At 63.5% G+C, this 17,198-nt stretch carries 13 protein-coding genes; 2 read left to right on the top strand and 11 right to left on the bottom strand.

The annotated features are described in order from the left end of the window. Window positions 1–2 precede the first annotated feature (2 nt). Window positions 3–1,244: a hypothetical protein gene (locus tag BMZ70_RS02600; RefSeq protein ID WP_229205262.1), complete on the bottom strand. Its 1,242-nt coding sequence runs from the start codon at window positions 1,242–1,244 to the stop codon at window positions 3–5. Window positions 1,245–1,494: 250 nt separating this feature from the next. Between BMZ70_RS02600 and fur the strand changes: the two genes are divergently transcribed. Then, complete coding sequence (fur, locus tag BMZ70_RS02595) at window positions 1,495–1,947, top strand: ferric iron uptake transcriptional regulator (protein ID WP_092269516.1); 453 nt, start codon at window positions 1,495–1,497, stop codon at window positions 1,945–1,947. Here the strand turns inward: fur and BMZ70_RS02590 are convergent. From BMZ70_RS02590 to BMZ70_RS02560, 7 genes are all read right to left on the bottom strand, one after another. Beyond that, window positions 1,910–2,827 carry a LysR family transcriptional regulator gene (locus tag BMZ70_RS02590; RefSeq protein ID WP_092269513.1) on the bottom strand — a complete coding sequence of 306 codons (918 nt, stop codon included), beginning with the start codon at window positions 2,825–2,827 and terminating at the stop codon, window positions 1,910–1,912. The two genes, fur and BMZ70_RS02590, sit on opposite strands and share 38 nt — an antisense overlap. Next, the gene (locus BMZ70_RS02585) at window positions 2,827–3,492 is read right to left on the bottom strand and encodes a FecR family protein (protein ID WP_092269510.1); all 666 of its coding nucleotides are present in this window, start codon (window positions 3,490–3,492) and stop codon (window positions 2,827–2,829) included. Before BMZ70_RS02585 ends, BMZ70_RS02590 begins: the two co-directional genes overlap by 1 nt. A 47-nt stretch (window positions 3,493–3,539) precedes the next feature. Further along, window positions 3,540–5,198, bottom strand: a complete 1,659-nt coding sequence (locus BMZ70_RS02580) for a methyl-accepting chemotaxis protein (RefSeq protein ID WP_092269507.1) — start codon at window positions 5,196–5,198, stop codon at window positions 3,540–3,542. 13 nt (window positions 5,199–5,211) lie between these two features. Continuing rightward, window positions 5,212–7,140: a putative bifunctional diguanylate cyclase/phosphodiesterase gene (locus tag BMZ70_RS02575; protein ID WP_092269504.1), complete on the bottom strand. Its 1,929-nt coding sequence runs from the start codon at window positions 7,138–7,140 to the stop codon at window positions 5,212–5,214. Window positions 7,141–7,144: 4 nt separating this feature from the next. Further along, window positions 7,145–7,546 carry a response regulator transcription factor gene (locus tag BMZ70_RS02570; protein ID WP_092269501.1) on the bottom strand — a complete coding sequence of 134 codons (402 nt, stop codon included), beginning with the start codon at window positions 7,544–7,546 and terminating at the stop codon, window positions 7,145–7,147. 98 nt (window positions 7,547–7,644) lie between these two features. Next, window positions 7,645–8,268 carry a response regulator transcription factor gene (locus BMZ70_RS02565; protein ID WP_092269498.1) on the bottom strand — a complete coding sequence of 208 codons (624 nt, stop codon included), beginning with the start codon at window positions 8,266–8,268 and terminating at the stop codon, window positions 7,645–7,647. Then, window positions 8,255–9,664 (bottom strand): sensor histidine kinase, encoded by a 1,410-nt coding sequence (locus tag BMZ70_RS02560; RefSeq protein WP_207231529.1) that lies wholly within the window; start codon window positions 9,662–9,664, stop codon window positions 8,255–8,257. Before BMZ70_RS02560 ends, BMZ70_RS02565 begins: the two co-directional genes overlap by 14 nt. A gap of 156 nt (window positions 9,665–9,820) precedes the next feature. On the opposite strand from BMZ70_RS02560, the gene BMZ70_RS02555 reads away from it, so the two are divergent. Continuing rightward, window positions 9,821–11,245 carry an aminotransferase-like domain-containing protein gene (locus BMZ70_RS02555; protein WP_092269492.1) on the top strand — a complete coding sequence of 475 codons (1,425 nt, stop codon included), beginning with the start codon at window positions 9,821–9,823 and terminating at the stop codon, window positions 11,243–11,245. Here the strand turns inward: BMZ70_RS02555 and BMZ70_RS02550 are convergent. Genes BMZ70_RS02550 through BMZ70_RS02540 form a run of 3 tightly spaced genes read right to left on the bottom strand, consistent with a single transcriptional unit; the run spans window position 11,240 to window position 17,198 of the window. Next, window positions 11,240–12,160 carry a bestrophin family protein gene (locus tag BMZ70_RS02550; RefSeq protein WP_092269489.1) on the bottom strand — a complete coding sequence of 307 codons (921 nt, stop codon included), beginning with the start codon at window positions 12,158–12,160 and terminating at the stop codon, window positions 11,240–11,242. The two genes, BMZ70_RS02555 and BMZ70_RS02550, sit on opposite strands and share 6 nt — an antisense overlap. Next, window positions 12,157–14,448, bottom strand: a complete 2,292-nt coding sequence (locus BMZ70_RS02545; RefSeq protein ID WP_092269487.1) for an FdhF/YdeP family oxidoreductase — start codon at window positions 14,446–14,448, stop codon at window positions 12,157–12,159. The genes BMZ70_RS02550 and BMZ70_RS02545 overlap by 4 nt, the downstream gene beginning before the upstream one ends. Before the next feature lie 11 nt (window positions 14,449–14,459). After that, window positions 14,460–17,198 (bottom strand): bifunctional diguanylate cyclase/phosphodiesterase, encoded by a 2,739-nt coding sequence (locus tag BMZ70_RS02540; RefSeq protein ID WP_092269485.1) that lies wholly within the window; start codon window positions 17,196–17,198, stop codon window positions 14,460–14,462.

The following is a 17,198-nucleotide window of genomic DNA, read 5'->3' as shown; positions in this document are numbered from 1 at the left end:
GGTCAGAACACAAAGTCGAGGGCTGCGCTCAGCACCGTGATCGGCTGGCCGGATTTAAAGCCCGGCTGCACGTTGATGAAGGTGCCGGTGGAGCCCTGCTGCGGCGTGATGCGGTCGTATTGCAGCTTGAGGGCGTAGTTCGGATACAGGTCCCAACGCAGCCCGGCGCTGACGCTGCGCTGGCGTGGAATCGCCGCCAGCAATTGGTTCAGCCCTGCGTTCAGCTGCGCCCCCGCCGTCGCCTGCGGTGCAGGCAGGCCGCTCACATCGACGCCCGCCACGCGGGTTTCCATGTTGGCGCGCGAGACCGAATACACTGCGTACGGCGTCAAGTCGCCGTAGCGGCGGCCGGCGCCGAGATAAGCGGCGGTTTTGTCGCCGAGGTAGGAGCGCGTGTTCATGCGGCCGATCTCGCCCATCATGAACCACTGGCCCGGGTCATAGTTAAAACCGAGCGACGCCACGCACGCGCGCTTGGCCGACGGCTCGTAACGCTCGACCAGCGCATGGCCCGGCGCGCCGAAGCCACGCAAGCCATCGAACAACGGACGCGCGATATCAACGCTGAGTTCCGCCGTCAGCACGCTGGCACGCACAGTCAACGCACCAGCGGTGGCGGTGTTGGCGATGCCAGCCAAGCCGCGCGCCTGCGCACGCGCATCAGGCGTCAACGACATGTCGGCGCGGCCGAACGAAACCTGCGTCACGTTGTGCACATCGCCCGCTTGCCAGCGGTAGTTGAGGTCCACGCCGTCGCTGTTCGACAGCGGAATCGCGCCATACGGCTCCACCGGCGGACGCACCCACGGCAGCGCATAGCCGGCCTTGCGATAATCGCCGGCCAGGAACAGCGGCAGCGCGATGCGGCCCACGCGCACGCTCAAATCCGGCGTCGCCTGGTACTGCACATTGGCCCACTCCACCACCGGCGCGTAACCGTTGCGCAGCGTGCGCTCGGACACCAGCTGCAGCACTGCCGACCATTTGCTGTCCACATTCAGCGCCATCTGCACGCCCAGGCGGCTATCGACCGCCGCGCTCCACCCGCGCGTGGCGCCGGCGTCGCCCGGATTGAGGGCGTTGGCGGTAAAGTCGGCCTGATTATTATTGCTGTGTACCACGCCCAGTGTGCCAAAGCCGCCGATGTTCACCGATGGCGCGTCTTCGCCTGCCAGGGCGGCAGCGCAGCCCAGCAGGGAAAAGACGGCCACGGTGGACCGCAGCGATGCAATATTGGCGTTCATACACATGTTCCTTACGCGCGAGCACAATCCGCGCAGCACAGCGCTCGTTCAGTTGGAGAGGGGAGTCGGCAACTTTATCCTTCCTTGTGGCAACTGTCGATACTTTGGAGCAAATTCTCACAAAAAATCACACTTTTGGCTGCATTTACGCCAACTCTGATGATAGAAAGACATGGAATCCAGTCATCCATTGCCAAGAAAATATTTTTCAGATATAGTGAGAATAGGAATCATTATCATTTCAAGGCACATGGATATCCCACAAGAACTGCGCAAACTTGGCTTGAAGGCCACCCTGCCCCGCTTACGCATCCTGCAACTGTTCCAGGAAACCAAGAGCAAGCATTTAAGCGCGGATGATGTCTACCGCCTGCTGCACGACGAAAACATCGACATGGGCCTGGCCACGGTCTACCGCGTGCTGATGCAGTTTGCCGACGCGGGCATCCTGATCCGACGCCATTTCGAATCGGTGGCCTCGGTGTTTGAGCTGAACGAAGGCGGCCACCACGATCACCTGATCTGCACCAACTGCGGCCGCATGGAGGAATTCTGCGACACCGAGATCGAGCAGCGCCAGGAGGCGATAGCGGCCGAGCGCAATTTCGTGCTGCACGAGCACTCGCTGTCGCTGTACGGTTTCTGCGCCGAGTGCGCAGCCACCATCAAGCCGATGGCGGCAAAGAAGCTGCGGCGGACTTGAACACGTCCTCGACGAAATCGACAAACACCTTGATCCTGGCGGCGCGCTGTTGACGCTGCGGGTACAGCGCAGAGACGTCCGGCCCCGCAGCCTGCCACTGTTCCAGCACGGGCACCAGCGCGCCGCTGCGTAGCTGCGCAATCAGCGACACCGACAGGTGCTGCACGATGCCGCCGCCCTGCACCGCCATTTCAATCAGCGAATCCACGTGATCCATAGCGACCGCGCCGCGCGGCATGGTGGTGAATGGCTGGCCGTCTTGCTGGAAGCTCCAGGGCCGCAACTGGCGCGCCTTGGGATAGAGGAAGGTCAGGCATGGCAGCAGCTCAAGATCGTCCGGGTGTTCCGGCTTGCCGTGCCGGGCGAGGAAATCGGGCGAGGCGCAGCAGACGTAGTGATTCTTGAAGATGCTGCGGCCGACCAGCGAGGAATCGGGTAGCTCGCCGATCCGCAGCATCACGTCCACGCCCTCGTCCACCATGTCGATCAAGCGGTCGCTGGCCGTGAGGCGCACGCTCAGTTCAGGATAGGCGGCCAGGAAGCGCGGCAAGGCCGGCGCCACGTAGCGCTGCGCCAGGATGCCGGGCATGTCGACACGCAGGCTGCCGCGCGGCTCGTGCAGCGAGTCGCTCAAACTCGACTCCAGGTCATCCATCTCGTCCAGCAGGCGGCGCGCTTGCTCGACGCAGCGGCGGCCCTCGTCGGTCAGCGACATGCTGCGCGTGGTGCGGTTTAATAGCTTGACGCCAAAGTGCGTCTCAAGCTGGCCGATTTGATGCGTGACCGACGATGTTGAAATCCCCAGCTTGGCGGCGGCGCGGCTAAAACCGCCCGTGTCCACCACGGCGCAAAACACCTTCAATGCATCCAGCCTGTCCATCACGGTGCGAGGCGTTCGGCATCGCCGAAGGATGCAGGTGGAGTGAACTGCATGCCCGGATTGGTGAACATCTTCACCGGCTTGGTCTTGTCATCCTTGATGAAACCAAACTGCCCGGTATCGTAGCGAAACTCGCCGGCGCCGTTGACGATGGAGATGCCGCCGGTACTCACGTGGACATGCAAGCCCGGCTCCAGGCCGGGCGAGGCATCGACGTCACCCTTGCCGGTCAGGTATTCGAGGAAGAAAGTGGTGCCGCGTATGCCGATGGTGGCGCTGGGCGTCTTCATCGCAAACTTGTCCTTGTTACGCTTGCCCAGCAGGCCGGTAATGGAACGCAGGCCGCCCTTCACCAGCGTATAGGCTGCGCGATCCGTTTCCGGCTTGGCCTCATCAAACGCGAACTGGTCGATCTTCACCGTGGTTCCCGGCTTCAGCGCCAGCTCGCTGTTGTCGATGAACCGCACTACCGCATAAGCGCCGGCGGCAGTGACCAGCGTATCGCCGCTCTCCACTTCCGACTTCACCTGCAAAGCCTTGACCGCGCCAGACGGCGAGCGCGCGCTCATCGCGCCGCTGGCTTGCACCACCACGCCGGCAACTTGCGCGGCCTGCACGCCTGCCGCGCCGAACATCAGCATTAAACTCAGATAGATGCGCCGCATGGCCTGTATGCTCCGGTACCTAAAACGCCAGCATACATCAAATACATTCAGACCAGCCCCGCGATGTAATTGAGGCCGTTGTTCGACGGTACCGGGCGAGCTTTCGCCCTTGGCGTTGCCGTTACCGGCATTTCGATCACGGTCAACGCTTCGCGCGGAGCGGCCAGTTTGAACAGGCTCACGCTGCGGGCCAGGCGTTCGGCTTGTTCTTGCAGGGAGACGATGGCGGCCAGCGATTCTTCCACCAGGGTGGCGTTTTGCTGGGTGACGCCGTCCATCGTGGCCAGCGTGCGGTTCACCAGTTGCAGCCCAAGGCTTTGCTCGCGCGTGCCGTTGCTGATGTCGCCCATCAGCGCGGCGCCGCGCAGCACGCCCTTTACCACATCGTCGATGGTGGCGCCGGCGTCTTGCACCGCGCGGCTGCCGCCGCTGACCTCTTGCAGCGAGTGCGCGATCAAGTCCTTGATTTCCTTGGCCGACTGCGCGCTGCGCTGGGCCAGCGCCCTTACCTCGCCGGCGACCACGGCGAAACCACGGCCATGCTCACCGGCGCGCGCCGCCTCCACCGCAGCGTTCAAGGCCAGCAAATTGGTTTGGAACGCGATGCTGTCCATCAGGCCAACGATGTCGCCGATCTTGCGCGACGATGTATTGATACGCTCCATGATCGCCGTCACCGTCGATACCGCGACTTCCGCTTCGCGCGCCACCGTCGCGGTTTGATCCATCAGCTTGTAGGCTTGCTGCGCCTTGTCGGCGTTGGCGGCGACGGTCGTCGTCAGTTCTTCCACCGTGGCTGCGGTTTCTTCCAGCGTGGCCGCCTGCCCCTCGGTGCGTTGCGCCAGATCGGCAGTGCCGGCCGAGATCTGTGCCGACGCCGTGGCGATGGTGTCGGTGCCACTGCGCACCTGCGTCACGATGACTTGCAGGTTGGCGCTCATCTTGTTCATGGCGCGCAGCAGTTCCGCCGTTTCATCCTTGCCCGCCACCTCAGGATCAACCCGCAAGTCGCCCTCCGCCACGCGGCGCGCCACTTCCACGGCGCGCGCCAAGGGCGCCGAGATCAGTCGCGCCACCCGGCCGGCCATCAGCAGGCCAAGCACCAGCGCCCCCGCCATGAAGCCGAAAATCAGGTGGCGCGCATGCAGGTAGGTCTGGTCCGCCGATTGCGCCGCCTGCGCACTGCCGCTCTCGTTGATCGCCACCAGCTTGTCAATCAGGTTCATGGCCTCGAAATCATATTTGCGCGACTCGCCGCGCACCACCGCCAGCGCGCCGATGTCATCGCCGCTGCGCGACAGCGCCACCACTTGCCGCACCGCGCCGCGATAGGCGCTCAGCGAGGTTTGCAAGCGGCCGATAATCGCCATCTCCTCGCTGCTGCGCGGCTGCGATCCATACGCGGTGAGGGACTGCTGCACCTGCTGCATCTGGTTTTCCATGTCCTGCTCGTACTTGCGCAGGATGTCCGGCTCGGTCGACACCACGTGGAACAGCTCAAAGGTGCGGAAGCGCGTCAGGCCGTACTTGACTTCGAGCGCATTGCGTACGCCCGGCGCCCAGCGGTGGTTAATCTCGTTGGTCACGCGGTCCAGTTCATACAGCTGGAACACGGAAAACACACCCAGCGCCATCATCAGCGCCAGCACGGCGGCGACCACCACGTTGAGTTTCTTGGCGATCTTCAGGTTGCAGAACCATTTCATGGCAATCTCCTAATTATGCTGCCTGCAGCTGCAGGCTTCCTTCGAGGAAGTTCAATGCGGATGCCGCCGGTAACGGACGGCTGTAGTGATAGCCCTGGATCTCGTCGCAGCGCCAGTTGCTCAACATGGCGCGCTGGGTCTCGGTCTCCACGCCCTCGGCGATCACGGTCAGACCCAGGCTGTGCCCCAGGCCGATGGTGGCCTGCACGATGGCGCCCTGCTCGCTCACCGCGTGCATGTTGCGGACGAAAGACTGGTCGATTTTCAGTTTATGAATCGGGAAGCGCGACAGGTAGGCCAGGCTGGAATAACCAGTGCCAAAATCGTCGATCGCCAGCTTGAGGCCCAGCGTGCGCAGGCGCTGCAGCAAGGCGATGGCGCTTTCGGCGTCGTCCACCATCACGCTTTCGGTAATCTCCAGTTCAAGGCAGGACGGATCGACATGAGTAGTCGCCAGCAAATCTTCCAGGTGTGCGAGGAAGCCCGGCGCGGCAAACTGGCGCGGCGAGATATTCACCGCGATCACCACGCGCTGGCCGGTCTCCGCCTGCCACACGCTGATCTGGCGGCAAGCTTCTTCCAGCACCCAGTTACCGATGGCGACGATCAAGCCCGATTCCTCGGCCAGTGGAATGAACTCCGCCGGCGAAATCAGCTTGCCATGACGGCGCCAGCGCACCAGCGCCTCGAAGCCGATCAAGGCGCCGTCGCCGAGTGCCTGCTGCGGTTGATAATGCAGCTCCAGCTCATTGCGCTCCACCGCGTGGCGCAGCAGCGACTCCATGTCCAGACGCTCGCCCGCTTCGGCGTTGAGCTGCTGCGAATAGACCACCAGCTTGTCGCCGCCCGATTTGCGCGCCGCTTGCAGCGCGGCGTCGGCATTGCGCAGCAAGGTGCCGGGCGTTTCGCCGTGCAGCGGAAAGCTGACCGCACCGAGACTCAAGGTGGTAAAGATTTCATGGCCCTCGCAATCGTAAGGGCTGCACACTTCGTCGCGCAGGCCAGCGAGGGCCTCGGCAAACGCCACGTCCTCGCACGCCATGCGGTACAGGATGGCGAAGTTGGCGCCATCCAGACGGAATACCTCGCCGCCGCTGCGTTCGGCCGCGCCGCGTATGCGTTGCGCCAGTCCGATCATCACGCGGTCGCCAAACGCATGGCCAAAGCCGCCGACGATGCGCGAGAAACGATCGATCGTCCCCAGCACCACCACGTGCGGCACCTCCGGCAGCGAGGCAAGGCGCGCCTCGAAGCTGCGGCGATGGGCAAGGCCGGTGAGCGGATCATGGCTGGCCTGATGGCTCAATTCGTCCTCCACCCGCACCCGGGCACGAACGTGGTACATCATGAACAAGCAGGTGACGAGGGCCAGCACGTCGAACACGTGTACCAGTCCGGTGATCCAGCCGATGGCGTGGTTGGCCATGCTGCCGCTGTCGTGGATCGCTTCCTCGACGCGCTGCTGCATTTCATCGATACGCAGGCGCAGGCGCTTGACTTCCTCGTTCATCTTGATCAGTATCGCGCGCGCAGCGGCCGGGTTATCACCGATATTGCGCTCAAACTCTGGGGCCATCTCGATGATGCGCTGGTAGCTTTCGCGCAGTGCACCCAGCTCCGGGCCATCGCCCAGGCTGGGGCGCAGTTGCGCGAGAGCGGCGTCGATTTCGCTGCGGCCCATGCTTTCCAAAAACTGGAAGCGGTCCGGCGTAATCGAATCGGTGAAGCGTTTGGAAAAGGCCAACTGGTAACGCAGTACGGCGCTTTCGAAGTCGCCGAGGTAGCGCAGCTGCGGAATGGTGTTGTTCAGTAGCGGCGTCTCGTTGCGGCGGATATTGTGCGCGGTGCGCTCCATGAACACCGACAGCGTGATGCTGGCGATAATCACCAGCAGCAGCAAAATGTAAATCAATCGGCGCGAACTGCTGGTGGTGTGATTCATGGGATTATTCCTCGGCGTGATTGGTGTCGCTGCCGCTGGCGTTTTTCAGGCACAGCAGCAGTTCGTTCGCTTCAAAGGGCTTGCTCAGAAAGCAGGTGGCGCCGCCCTGGAATGCGCGCTTGCGCAGGGCGGCTTCCGGGAATGCGGTCATCAGGATCACCGGCACTGGATTGCCGTCGCGGCGCAACTGCTCCAGCAGCTCGATGCCGCTCATGCCCGGCATTTGCAGGTCGGTGATGATGATCTGGTGTTGATCGAGCGCGCCGGCCGCCAGCAGGGCCTCCGCGCGTTCGTAGACTTCAACCGCATGACCGTAGGAACGCAGCAGGCTGCGCAAACCGACGCGCACTGCGGCGTCGTCGTCGACGATGGCGATATTAAAAGATTGTGGATCCGGATAAGACACTGGCTACTCCCATGTTCGGACGGCGACTCGCGGCCATCCAGCGCATGGGAGAACAATACAGCCAGGGACAGTTTGTGAAAATTATACGAGGGTATAGGTCAGGCTAAACCAAGCGCTTCGGCCATGCGCACCAGGTCCGCGAAGGTCTTGGCTTGCATCTTGCGCATGGCATTGCCACGGTGGATTTTGACGGTAATTTCGCTGGTGCCCACCTCGCCGGCGATTTGCTTGTTCATCAGGCCACGCGCGGCCAGCGCCATGATCTCGCGCTCGCGCGGAGTCAGGGTGGCGTAGCGCGCGGTGATGCCGTGGCGGGCCTGGTCGCGCTGGCGGCGTTCGCGGTCGGCCGCCAGCGCGACGTGGATCGCATCCAGCAGGTCCTGGTCGCGGAACGGCTTTGCCAGAAAATCAACCGCGCCGGCCTTCATGGCCCGCACCGACATCGGAATATCGCCGTGCCCACTCATGAAAATGATGGGCAATGCCACGCCGTCGCGATTCAACTCGGCCTGGAAATCCAGGCCGCTCACGCCCGGCATGCGCACGTCGAGCAGCAGGCAACTGGTCAACTCCTTGCGCGGCTCGGCCAGGAACGCCGCCACCGACGAGAAACTGGCCACCTGCATGCCGACCGAGCGCAAAAGGCTGGAGATGGCGTCGCGCAGCGGCGCCTCGTCGTCGACGATGTAGATCAGCGAGTCGGAATAATCAATCTGGTTCATGGACGGGCAGCGTGAAGTAGATGGTGGCGCCGGCCACCGGGCTATCCGGCGTGGCCGGCTTGGCCCAGATACGGCCGCCGTGGTTTTCAATGATGGAGCGGCAGATCGGCAGGCCCATACCCATGCCGTCCTCCTTGGTGCTGTAGAAGGCCTCGAACAGGCGCGGAGCTGCGGCCGGCGGGATGCCGGGGCCGGAATCGCTCACGCTCACCTGCAGCGCCCCCTCGGCATTGCGATGCGCCTGCACTGTCAACACGGCCTGCCCGGGCTGGCATGCCGACATGGCCTGTATCGCGTTCATCAACAGATTGATTAACACCTGCTGCAGCTGCACGCGGTCGCCCAGCACCGGCGGCAAGCCGGCCGGCAGGCCGAGCATCAGGGCCACATGGTGGTTATTCAGTTCGCGCCGGACCAGGTCCACGCTCTCCTCCACCACCGACTTCAGATCCAATTCCGCCTGCTGCGGCTCGCTGCGGCGCGCCAGCGCGCGTATGCGCCGGATCACGCCGGTGGCGCGCGCGCTCGATTCCAGGATGCTGGTGACGGTGCTGCGGGCCTCGTCCAGCTCCGGCTGTGGGCGATTCAGCCAGCGCAGGCAGGCCTCGCCGTTGGTGGAGATGGCGGCCAGCGGCTGATTGACTTCGTGGGCGATGGACGCAGCCAGCTCGCCCAGCATAGTGACGCGGGTGGCGTGCGCCAACTGCACCTGCGAACGGTGCAGTGCCTGCTCCGCCAGCACCGCTGCCGTGACGTCGGTCAACGCGCCGAGGTATTCCAGCTCGCCATCCTTGTTGTGGCGCGGACGCGCCAGCACGTGCACGTATTTCAGTTCACCGTCCGGCATCAGCAGGCGATGGCGTACTTCGACCTCGCTCTCGCCGCGCAGCGACTGCTCCATCGACGCCTGCACGATGCCGCGATCTTCCGGCGCAGTGTGGGCCAACACCCGTTCCATCGTCGGTGGCAGATCCAGCGGATAGCCGTAGATGCGGGCCGCTTCGTCCGACCAGTGCATTTCGCCGCTGGGCGTCTTGAAACTGAAGCTGCCGGTTTTGCTGATGCGCTGGGTGCCAGCCAGGAAGGCCTCGCTGCGGCGCAGGGCTTCCTCGCGCGCCAGCAATTCGTTGGTGGCGGCCTGCCCGCGCAGCACCAGCACACAAGTCACGACGATCGCCAGCAGGCCGACCAGCAGGCGGCCGGAGGCGGCCGCCGAAAAGGCCTCGCTGTGCGTCAGCACGTAGGACAGCACGGTCAGGCCGATACAACCCGCAGTCACCTGCAGCACCCCGCGCCGACCCCAGATGCTGGCCGATAGCAGCACCACCACCACGTACATCACGGCGATGGCCATGTCGAGCGGCGAGAAAGTGTCGATCGCAAAGATCAACAGCATGAGCATAATCAGCAGCGCAGACATCCAGGGAGTGCGGGGTACCCGAAACATGCCTATCCTTATGGGTTATATTGGCAACCTACTAAATTATAGTGTGGTTTTCCTGTCTTGCATCCTATACTCTGGTATGAGGTAGCGCAAAAACTGGAGGCCGAAGTGACATTGTATGAAACCCTGGCCGCCGATATCGCCAGCCAGATCGCCCAGGGCGTGATCCGCGAGGGTGAGAAGATCCCGTCCGTGCGCCAGACCAGCCAGCACCACAACCTCAGTGTTTCAACCGTGATCCGCGCCTTCCTGCTGCTCGAGAGCCAGGGTCTGATCGAGAGCCGTCCGCAATCCGGCTACTTCGTGCGCCGCAAACCCACCGTACAAGCCAGCAGCTCCGCCAACGAACCAATCGCCCCGGCCGAGATGGCGCGCGGCGACACGCTGGACACCAGTGAATTCGTGCTCACGACCCTGCGCTCGATCAACCAGGGCAGCGTGCCACTGGGTTCGCCGTATCCCGATCCCGCCGTGTTCCCGTGGGCGCGCCTGAACCAGTACGCCAACGCGCTGTCGCGCCGCGTCGGCCAGATGGGCATGACCGCCGACCTGCCGCCGGGGAACCCGGAACTGATCCGCCAGATCGCCCGCCGGCATCTTGAAAACGGCCTTCCGGTGGATGCCAGCGAAATCATCGTCACCACCGGCGCCACCGAGGCGCTCAATCTTTGCCTGCAAGCGGTGGCGCCACCGGGCAGCGTAATCGCCGTGGAGTCGCCCACCTATTACGCGCTGCTGCAGGCGATTGAGCGCATGCGCATGCACGCGGTGGAGATCCCGACCGACCCGGTACAGGGCATCGACCTCGAAGCGCTGGAGCGCGCCATCGTTGAACAAGGCGCGGCGGCCTGCATGGTCATGCCCAATTTCCAGAACCCGCTGGGCTTCCAGATGAGCGATGAGCGCAAGCGCGCGATGGTGGAAATGCTGACGCGGCACGACGTGCCGGTGATCGAGAACGACGTCTACCACGAGCTGTACTACGGCGATGTCCATCCAACCTCGCTGAAAAACTACGACACGCGCGGTCTGGTCCTGCACTGCAACTCCTTCTCCAAGACGCTCAGTCCCGCCAACCGCATCGGCTGGGCGCTGCCAGGCCGCTACAGGGCGCAGGTGGAAAAGCTCAAGTTCCTCAACACGCTCAACACGCCGGCCCTGCCGCAACTGGCGATTGCCGAATACCTCAAGAACGACGGCTATGACTATCACCTGCGCAAAGTGCGCAAGGCGTATGCGCAGCAGGCCAGCATCATGACGGCGGCGGTGCGGCGCTTCTTCCCGCCGGGGACCAGCGTCTCCACGCCGGTGGGCGGCTACCTGCTATGGGTGAATCTGCCGGATGGCGTGCGCGCGCTGGAACTGTATGCGCGGGCGCAGGAGCGCGGCATCAGCGTCGGCGCCGGGAATATCTTCGCCACCGGCGACGCCTTCCAGCACTGCATCCGTCTTAATTACAGCTATCCGTGGACCGCCGAGGTGGAAGCTGCCGTGCGTACACTGGGCTCGCTGGCCGGTGAGCTGGCGTCATGAGATGTTATAGCGCTCGCATGGCTCCAGCTGTTCCGGCATCTCTTCACCGCACTGCTCCAACAGCGAGCGTTCGATATTGCGCGTCATGGCGTTGAGCGCCAGGCAGTTTGGATCGGTGCCGAACGGTTCGGAGATTTCCTGCGCAATGGCTTCCAGCGCGAACAGCGTGTAGGCGACGAATACGCATACCAGCGGCGTCGCCATGCCCAGATCGGCCACCAGTCCAAACGGCAGCATGAAGCAGTATAGGTAAACGGTGCGGTGTACCAGCACGCCGTAGGCGAAGGGAATCGGCGTATTCGAGATGCGCTCGCAGCCGCCCACCGACGCCGCCAGCTCGCTGACCTGCGCATCCAGTATCCACAGCAGTGGTTCGCCCTGGCCGCGCCTGCGGCCGGCGCGCGCCAGCATCAGGCGGATACGATCCAGCAGCGCCACCGGGATGTAGTGCATGCCGCCCACTTCCTCGGCCTCTTCCTTCGACAAGTAACGCGCAAGATCCGCTGATGGATCGGTGCCGCGCAGCTGGTGCGTCAGCGCGTACACGAAAGCGATCAGGCGCTGCACGAATACCTTGCGCTCAAAGCCGTCGCCATCCTGCGGCAGATAGTTGATGACCTGCGACGTCAGGGCGCGTGCGGCGATCAGGATGCGGCCCCAGATCTGGCGCGCCTCCACGTAGCGGGCGTAAGCCGCGTTGTTGCGGAACGCGAGGAAAATCGCCAGGCTGACGCCGACCAGCGGGAACGGCACCGTGTCCAGCGGGATCCTGGCGCCGAGGATATGACCGCCGGTGACGACCGCCAGCACGCTGATCGCAAGGATCAGCAGCAGCTGCGGCAATATGGTCTTCAGTACGGAGCCATCCCATACGAACAGCATCCGCAACCAACTGGTCGGCGGACGGATAATCATGATGTTTCCGCTGCCGTTAACAGGACGGGAATCGACTTCGAAGTCGGCGTGCCTGCGCCATCCGCCACGCTATTCAGCGGCACCAGCGGATTGGTCTCCGGGTAGTAGGCGCCGATGCAGCCGCGCGGTATGTCATAAGCGACCAGCATGAAGCCGCCGGCACGGCGCTCCACGCCATCTTCCCATACGCTTTCCACGTCGACCCAATCGCCGGCCTTCATGCCCAGCATATCGATGTCCAGCTGGTTGATGAAGATTACCCTGCGCATGCCGAACACGCCGCGATAACGGTCGTCCATCGCGTAGATGGTGGTGTTGTACTGGTCGTGCGAGCGGGTCGTCATCATCACCATCAAGCGCTGGCCGTACTTGGCCTTGGCGCGGCGGATCGGCGTATCCAGCGCAATCTTCTGCGGCACGAACTGCGCCTTGCCAGTGGCGGTGACCCATTCACGCTCGCGCGAGGCCACCCTTAGATGGAAGCCGCCCGGCTTGGCGACGCGGGCGTTATAGTCGTAAAAATCGTCGAACACTTTTTCGATATCATCGCGAATGCTGGCGTAGTCGTCGCGGTAGGCCTTCCACTTCAATCCATAGCGCTCGCCCAGCGTAACCTCGGCCATACGCGAGACGATGGCGATTTCCGACAGCAGCTGCGGCGATGCAGGCTTGTTCAAGCCGAACGAGATGTGCACCATGCTCATGGAATCTTCCACCGTCACGCCTTGTGGCGTGCCGTTTTGCACATCGATCTCGGTGCGGCCCAGCGTCGGCAGGATCAGCGCCTTGCGGCCGTGGATCAGATGGCCGCGATTCAGCTTGGTGGCGATTTGCACCGTCAGCGCACACGATTGCAGCGCCTTGAAGGTCAGCGGCGTATCCGGCGTGGCCATCGCGAAGTTCCCGCCAAGACCGACGAATACCTTGACCTTCCCTGCCATCATGGCGGCTATCGTACCCACCACGTCATAACCGTGATGGCGCGGCTGGGCGAAGCCAAATACACGCTCCATGCGGTTGAGGAATGCGGCCGTCGGCTGCTCCTCGATGCCCATCGTGCGGTCGCCCTGCACGTTGGAGTGGCCGCGCACCGGGCACAAACCGGCGCCGCGCTTGCCGATCTGGCCGCGCATCATCATCAGGTTGGACAGCATCTGCACCGTCGGCACCGAGTTTTTATGCTGGGTCAGGCCCATGCCCCAGGTGGCGATCACCCGTTCACCCTTGATGAAGACCTCCGCCAGTTGATCGATCTGCGAGCGCGGCACGCCTGATTCCTCCACCAGCAGCGCCCATTTCTCGGCCCGCAGGTCGCGCGCGAATTCCTGGAAGCCGGTGGTGTGGGCGGTGATGAACGCCAGGTCCAGCAGGCGTGGGGCGCCTATCAGCACCGCCCTGTCGTCCAGCTCCAGCAGGCGTTTGGCCATGCCCTTGATCAGCGCGAGGTCGCCGCCAAGGCGCGGCTGGATGAACATGGAGCTGATCGGCGTGCTGGATAGCGTCAGCATTTCCACCGGATGCTGCGGGCTGGTGAAGCGTTCCAGGCCGCGTTCGCGCAGCGGGTTAATCGAGACAATGGTAGCGCCGCGCCGCGCGCATTCACGCAGCTCACCCAGCATGCGCGGGTGATTGGTGGCCGGGTTCTGGCCGAAGATCAGCAGCGTGTCGGCGTGCTCAAAGTCGTCCAGCGTGACCGTGCCCTTGCCGATACCGACGGTGCCCGGCAAGCCGCGGCTGGTGGCTTCGTGGCACATGTTCGAGCAGTCCGGGAAGTTGTTGGTGCCGTAGGCGCGCACGAACAGCTGGTACAGGAAGGCCGCCTCGTTGCTGGCGCGGCCCGAGGTATAGAACGCAGCCTCATTCGGATCGTCCAGCGCATTGAGTTCATCGGCGATCAGCTTGAAGGCGTCATCCCATGCGATCGGCAGGTACTTGTCGCTGGCCGGATCGTAGGCCATCGGATGCGTCAGGCGGCCATGTTGTTCAAGCTCGTAGTCCGACTGGCGCAATAGTTCCGCCACCGTATGCCCGGCGAAAAATTCAGGCGTCACGCGCTTGCTGGTCGATTCCGCCGCCACGGCCTTGACGCCGTTCTCGCAGAATTCGAAGGTGGACGCGTGCTCGCGGTCCGGCCATGCACAACCTGGACAATCAAAGCCATCCGGCTGGTTTTGCGCAAACAGCGACTTGTAATTGATGCCGCTGACCCGCTCCTTGAGCAGATTGATCGCCACGTATTTCAGTGCGCCCCAGCCTGCGGCAGCGTGGTGATAAGGTTTGATGGCCATACTGGTGCTCCTTATATCGACATGTCCAGCATAGCGGCGCGCTGGTCCGGACAAGGAGTACAGTCTGTATCGCCGGCGGGGAGTACAGCCAATGCCAGCTCCGCCACCGGCTTGGCACGGCCGAACAAATATCCCTGGAAAGCGTTGCAGCCAAAGGCTTCCAGCGCCTCCCACTGCTCGCGCGTTTCCACGCCTTCCGCCACCACCGCCAGGTCCATGCTGTAGGCCAGCGTGATGACGGCGCGCACAATGCTGGACGCGTGACGTGTATGCAGCATGTCGTGCACGAACGAGCGGTCGATTTTCAGCTGGTCGATCGGCAGCAGCTTCAGATAGCTGAGCGAGGAATACCCGGTGCCGAAATCGTCCAGCGCAAAGCCGACGCCGTGCGCTTTCAAAGTTGTCATCTTTGCGATCACGTCATCCATGTCGGTCAACAGCATGCTCTCGGTCAGCTCCAGCTTGAGCAGGCGCGGATCGGCGCCGGTGCGGTCCAGCACCGCCAGCACATGCTCGACAAATGCCGGCTGGCGGAATTGGCGCGCGCTGACGTTGACGGCCATGCTCAGGTGGGCGTGGCCGGCATCGCCGGACCATTGCACCAGCTGCCGGCAAGCCGCATCGAGCACCCAGTCGCCCAGCTCCACGATCAGGCCGGACTTCTCGGCCTGCGGAATGAAATCGCCCGGTGGGATTAGCCCGCGCTGCGGATGCTGCCAGCGCAGCAGCGCTTCCACGCCGGTGACATTGCCAACCTGGTCAACCACCGGCTGGTAGTACAGGCGCAGCTCATCGCGCTGCAAGGCAAAGCGCAGGTCCGCTTCCAACATGGCGGAAGCATCCAGCGCCACTTGCATGTGCGGGTCGAAGAAGCGGAAGGTAGCTCGGCCGGCGGCCTTGGCCTCGTACATGGCCATGTCGGCCTGCCGCAGCAGATCGTTGATGGTGTGGTGTTCGGCGCCGAACAACACCACGCCGATGCTCGGGGTGCTGCGCAATTCATGCGCGTCCAGCGTGTAGCAACGGCTTAGCGATTCGAGCACCTTGCCGGCGACGATGGCGGCGTTGCTCATGGCTTGCGGCTGGTCCTCGCCCAGGTCTTCCAGCAGAATTACGAATTCGTCGCCGCCGAGGCGCGCCACGGTGTCGCTCTCGCGCGTGACTTCGTTGAGGCGGAACGCCACCATTTCCAGCAGGCGGTCGCCCATGTCATGGCCCATCGTGTCATTCAGCGATTTGAAGTTATCCAGGTCGACAAACAGCACCGCGCCGTGGTTGCCGCCGCGCGACGTCTTGGCAATGGCGTGATGCAGGCGGTCCAGCAGCAGGCGGCGGTTCGGCAGGTTGGTCAGGCCATCGTAGAACGCGAGATGGGCGATTTCTGCCTCCGCCAGCTTGCGGGCGCTGATGTCCATGCGCGTGCCCAGCATGCGCAACGGCTTGCCGTCGGCGCTGCGCTCCACCACCCTGCCCCGGCTCTGCACCCAGATCCAGTGGCCGGCGCGGTGCCGCATGCGGTACTCGGCCTCGAAGGAACGCGAGCTGTCGGCCAGGTGGGCCGCCAACGCCGCCTCGATAGCGGGAATATCGTCGGCCTTGACCGAGGTGCGCCAGTCGATGGCGCCGGAATTCAATTCATCGCGCGTGTAACCGAGCATGGCGGCGGCCCGGCCGTCCACGGTGCGCACGTCGTCCACCATGTGCCATTCCCACAAGCCGAGATTGGCGCCATTGAGCGCCAGTTCCACTTTTTCCGCCGCTGCCGCCTGCTCATTGGCGCGCGCCTCGGCCAGGTCTTCCAGCACCTGGCGGCGACGCTGCACCAGCAGCAGCGCACCGCTGGACGTCAGTCCGAACATCAGCCACGCTACGCCGCAAGTCCAGGCCATGCTGTGCCAACCCGCCGCCATCACGGCCTGGTTGCGGCCCAGGCTCACGACCAGCGTCTTGTCCAGTCCCAGCCCGCGCAGCAGCATGGTGCGCTGGACCACCAGCCGCTGCTCGCCGCTGGTGGCAGGACCATCCAGTACCGTCTCGGCGCGGCGGCTGCGCTGGTGACGCACGAAGAAGGGATCCGCAGCCGCACTGGGATTGCGCATGGCCGCCGGATCGGCCGGCACGAACAGGATGCGGCGGCCGCTGTCTTCGGTGATGGCGCTGTTCATGTCCGGCGCATATAGGGCCGAGCGCATCACGGCGTCGAAGTATTCAGGATTGAGGATGGCGCTGACCGCGCCGTTGTTGGCGCCGTCGGCACCGATCACCGCCATCGACAGCTTGATGTTGAAAACACCCGGCGTATTTTCGTAGGGCTGCGACAGGTACAAGGTGTCCGGATCGCGCATGCGCTCCACGCGGCGGGTGTAGTCATGGTCATCGAGGCGGCGGTCACGCAGGTCGTCGTCGGACAGCACGATGTCGCCCTGGCGATCGAGTACCAGCAAAGCGCGTACGCCAGGCATGGCGCGCTTGAGCGATTGCAGCAGGGTGCGGCGGCACTCGGCGCCGCAAGTGCTGGCGCCGTGCAGCGTGGCGCGCATGCTATCGAGGGCGCTGCGCACTCCCTCCAGCTGGTGACTCAGGTTTTCGTCAATGATGAGCGTTTGCAAACGCATGCGCTCAACGTTGGAGGTCATGATCAGCCCACGTTCATTCCAGACGAAATAAACGATCAGCAAACCACTGAGGACCAGCACAAAGCCCAGCATCAGCCATTCGGCTGTGAGCTTCTTGTAGTTATGGATGAACAT

Origin of the sequence: Duganella sp. CF402 (assembly GCF_900109645.1) — a bacterium.
Taxonomy (GTDB): domain Bacteria; phylum Pseudomonadota; class Gammaproteobacteria; order Burkholderiales; family Burkholderiaceae_D; genus Rugamonas.
The sequence above is the reverse complement of the archived record's forward strand: the minus strand, read 5'-3'. Positions and strand labels throughout refer to the sequence as shown.

Bases quoted from the DNA above. Each gene is read 5' to 3' on its own strand.
- BMZ70_RS02590 (WP_092269513.1), bottom strand. From the start codon at position 2,827: ATGGACAGGCTGGATGCATTGAAGGTGTTTTGCGCCGTGGTGGACACG.
- BMZ70_RS02575 (WP_092269504.1), bottom strand. From the start codon at position 7,140: ATGAATCACACCACCAGCAGTTCGCGCCGATTGATTTACATTTTGCTG.
- fur (WP_092269516.1), top strand. From the start codon at position 1,495: ATGGATATCCCACAAGAACTGCGCAAACTTGGCTTGAAGGCCACCCTG.
- BMZ70_RS02540 (WP_092269485.1), bottom strand. From the start codon at position 17,198: ATGTTCATCCATAACTACAAGAAGCTCACAGCCGAATGGCTGATGCTG.
- BMZ70_RS02560 (WP_207231529.1), bottom strand. From the start codon at position 9,664: ATGCTGTTGATCTTTGCGATCGACACTTTCTCGCCGCTCGACATGGCC.
- BMZ70_RS02550 (WP_092269489.1), bottom strand. From the start codon at position 12,160: ATGATTATCCGTCCGCCGACCAGTTGGTTGCGGATGCTGTTCGTATGG.
- BMZ70_RS02565 (WP_092269498.1), bottom strand. From the start codon at position 8,268: ATGAACCAGATTGATTATTCCGACTCGCTGATCTACATCGTCGACGAC.
- BMZ70_RS02580 (WP_092269507.1), bottom strand. From the start codon at position 5,198: ATGAAATGGTTCTGCAACCTGAAGATCGCCAAGAAACTCAACGTGGTG.
- BMZ70_RS02600 (WP_229205262.1), bottom strand. From the start codon at position 1,244: ATGAACGCCAATATTGCATCGCTGCGGTCCACCGTGGCCGTCTTTTCC.
- BMZ70_RS02545 (WP_092269487.1), bottom strand. From the start codon at position 14,448: ATGGCCATCAAACCTTATCACCACGCTGCCGCAGGCTGGGGCGCACTG.
- BMZ70_RS02585 (WP_092269510.1), bottom strand. From the start codon at position 3,492: ATGCGGCGCATCTATCTGAGTTTAATGCTGATGTTCGGCGCGGCAGGC.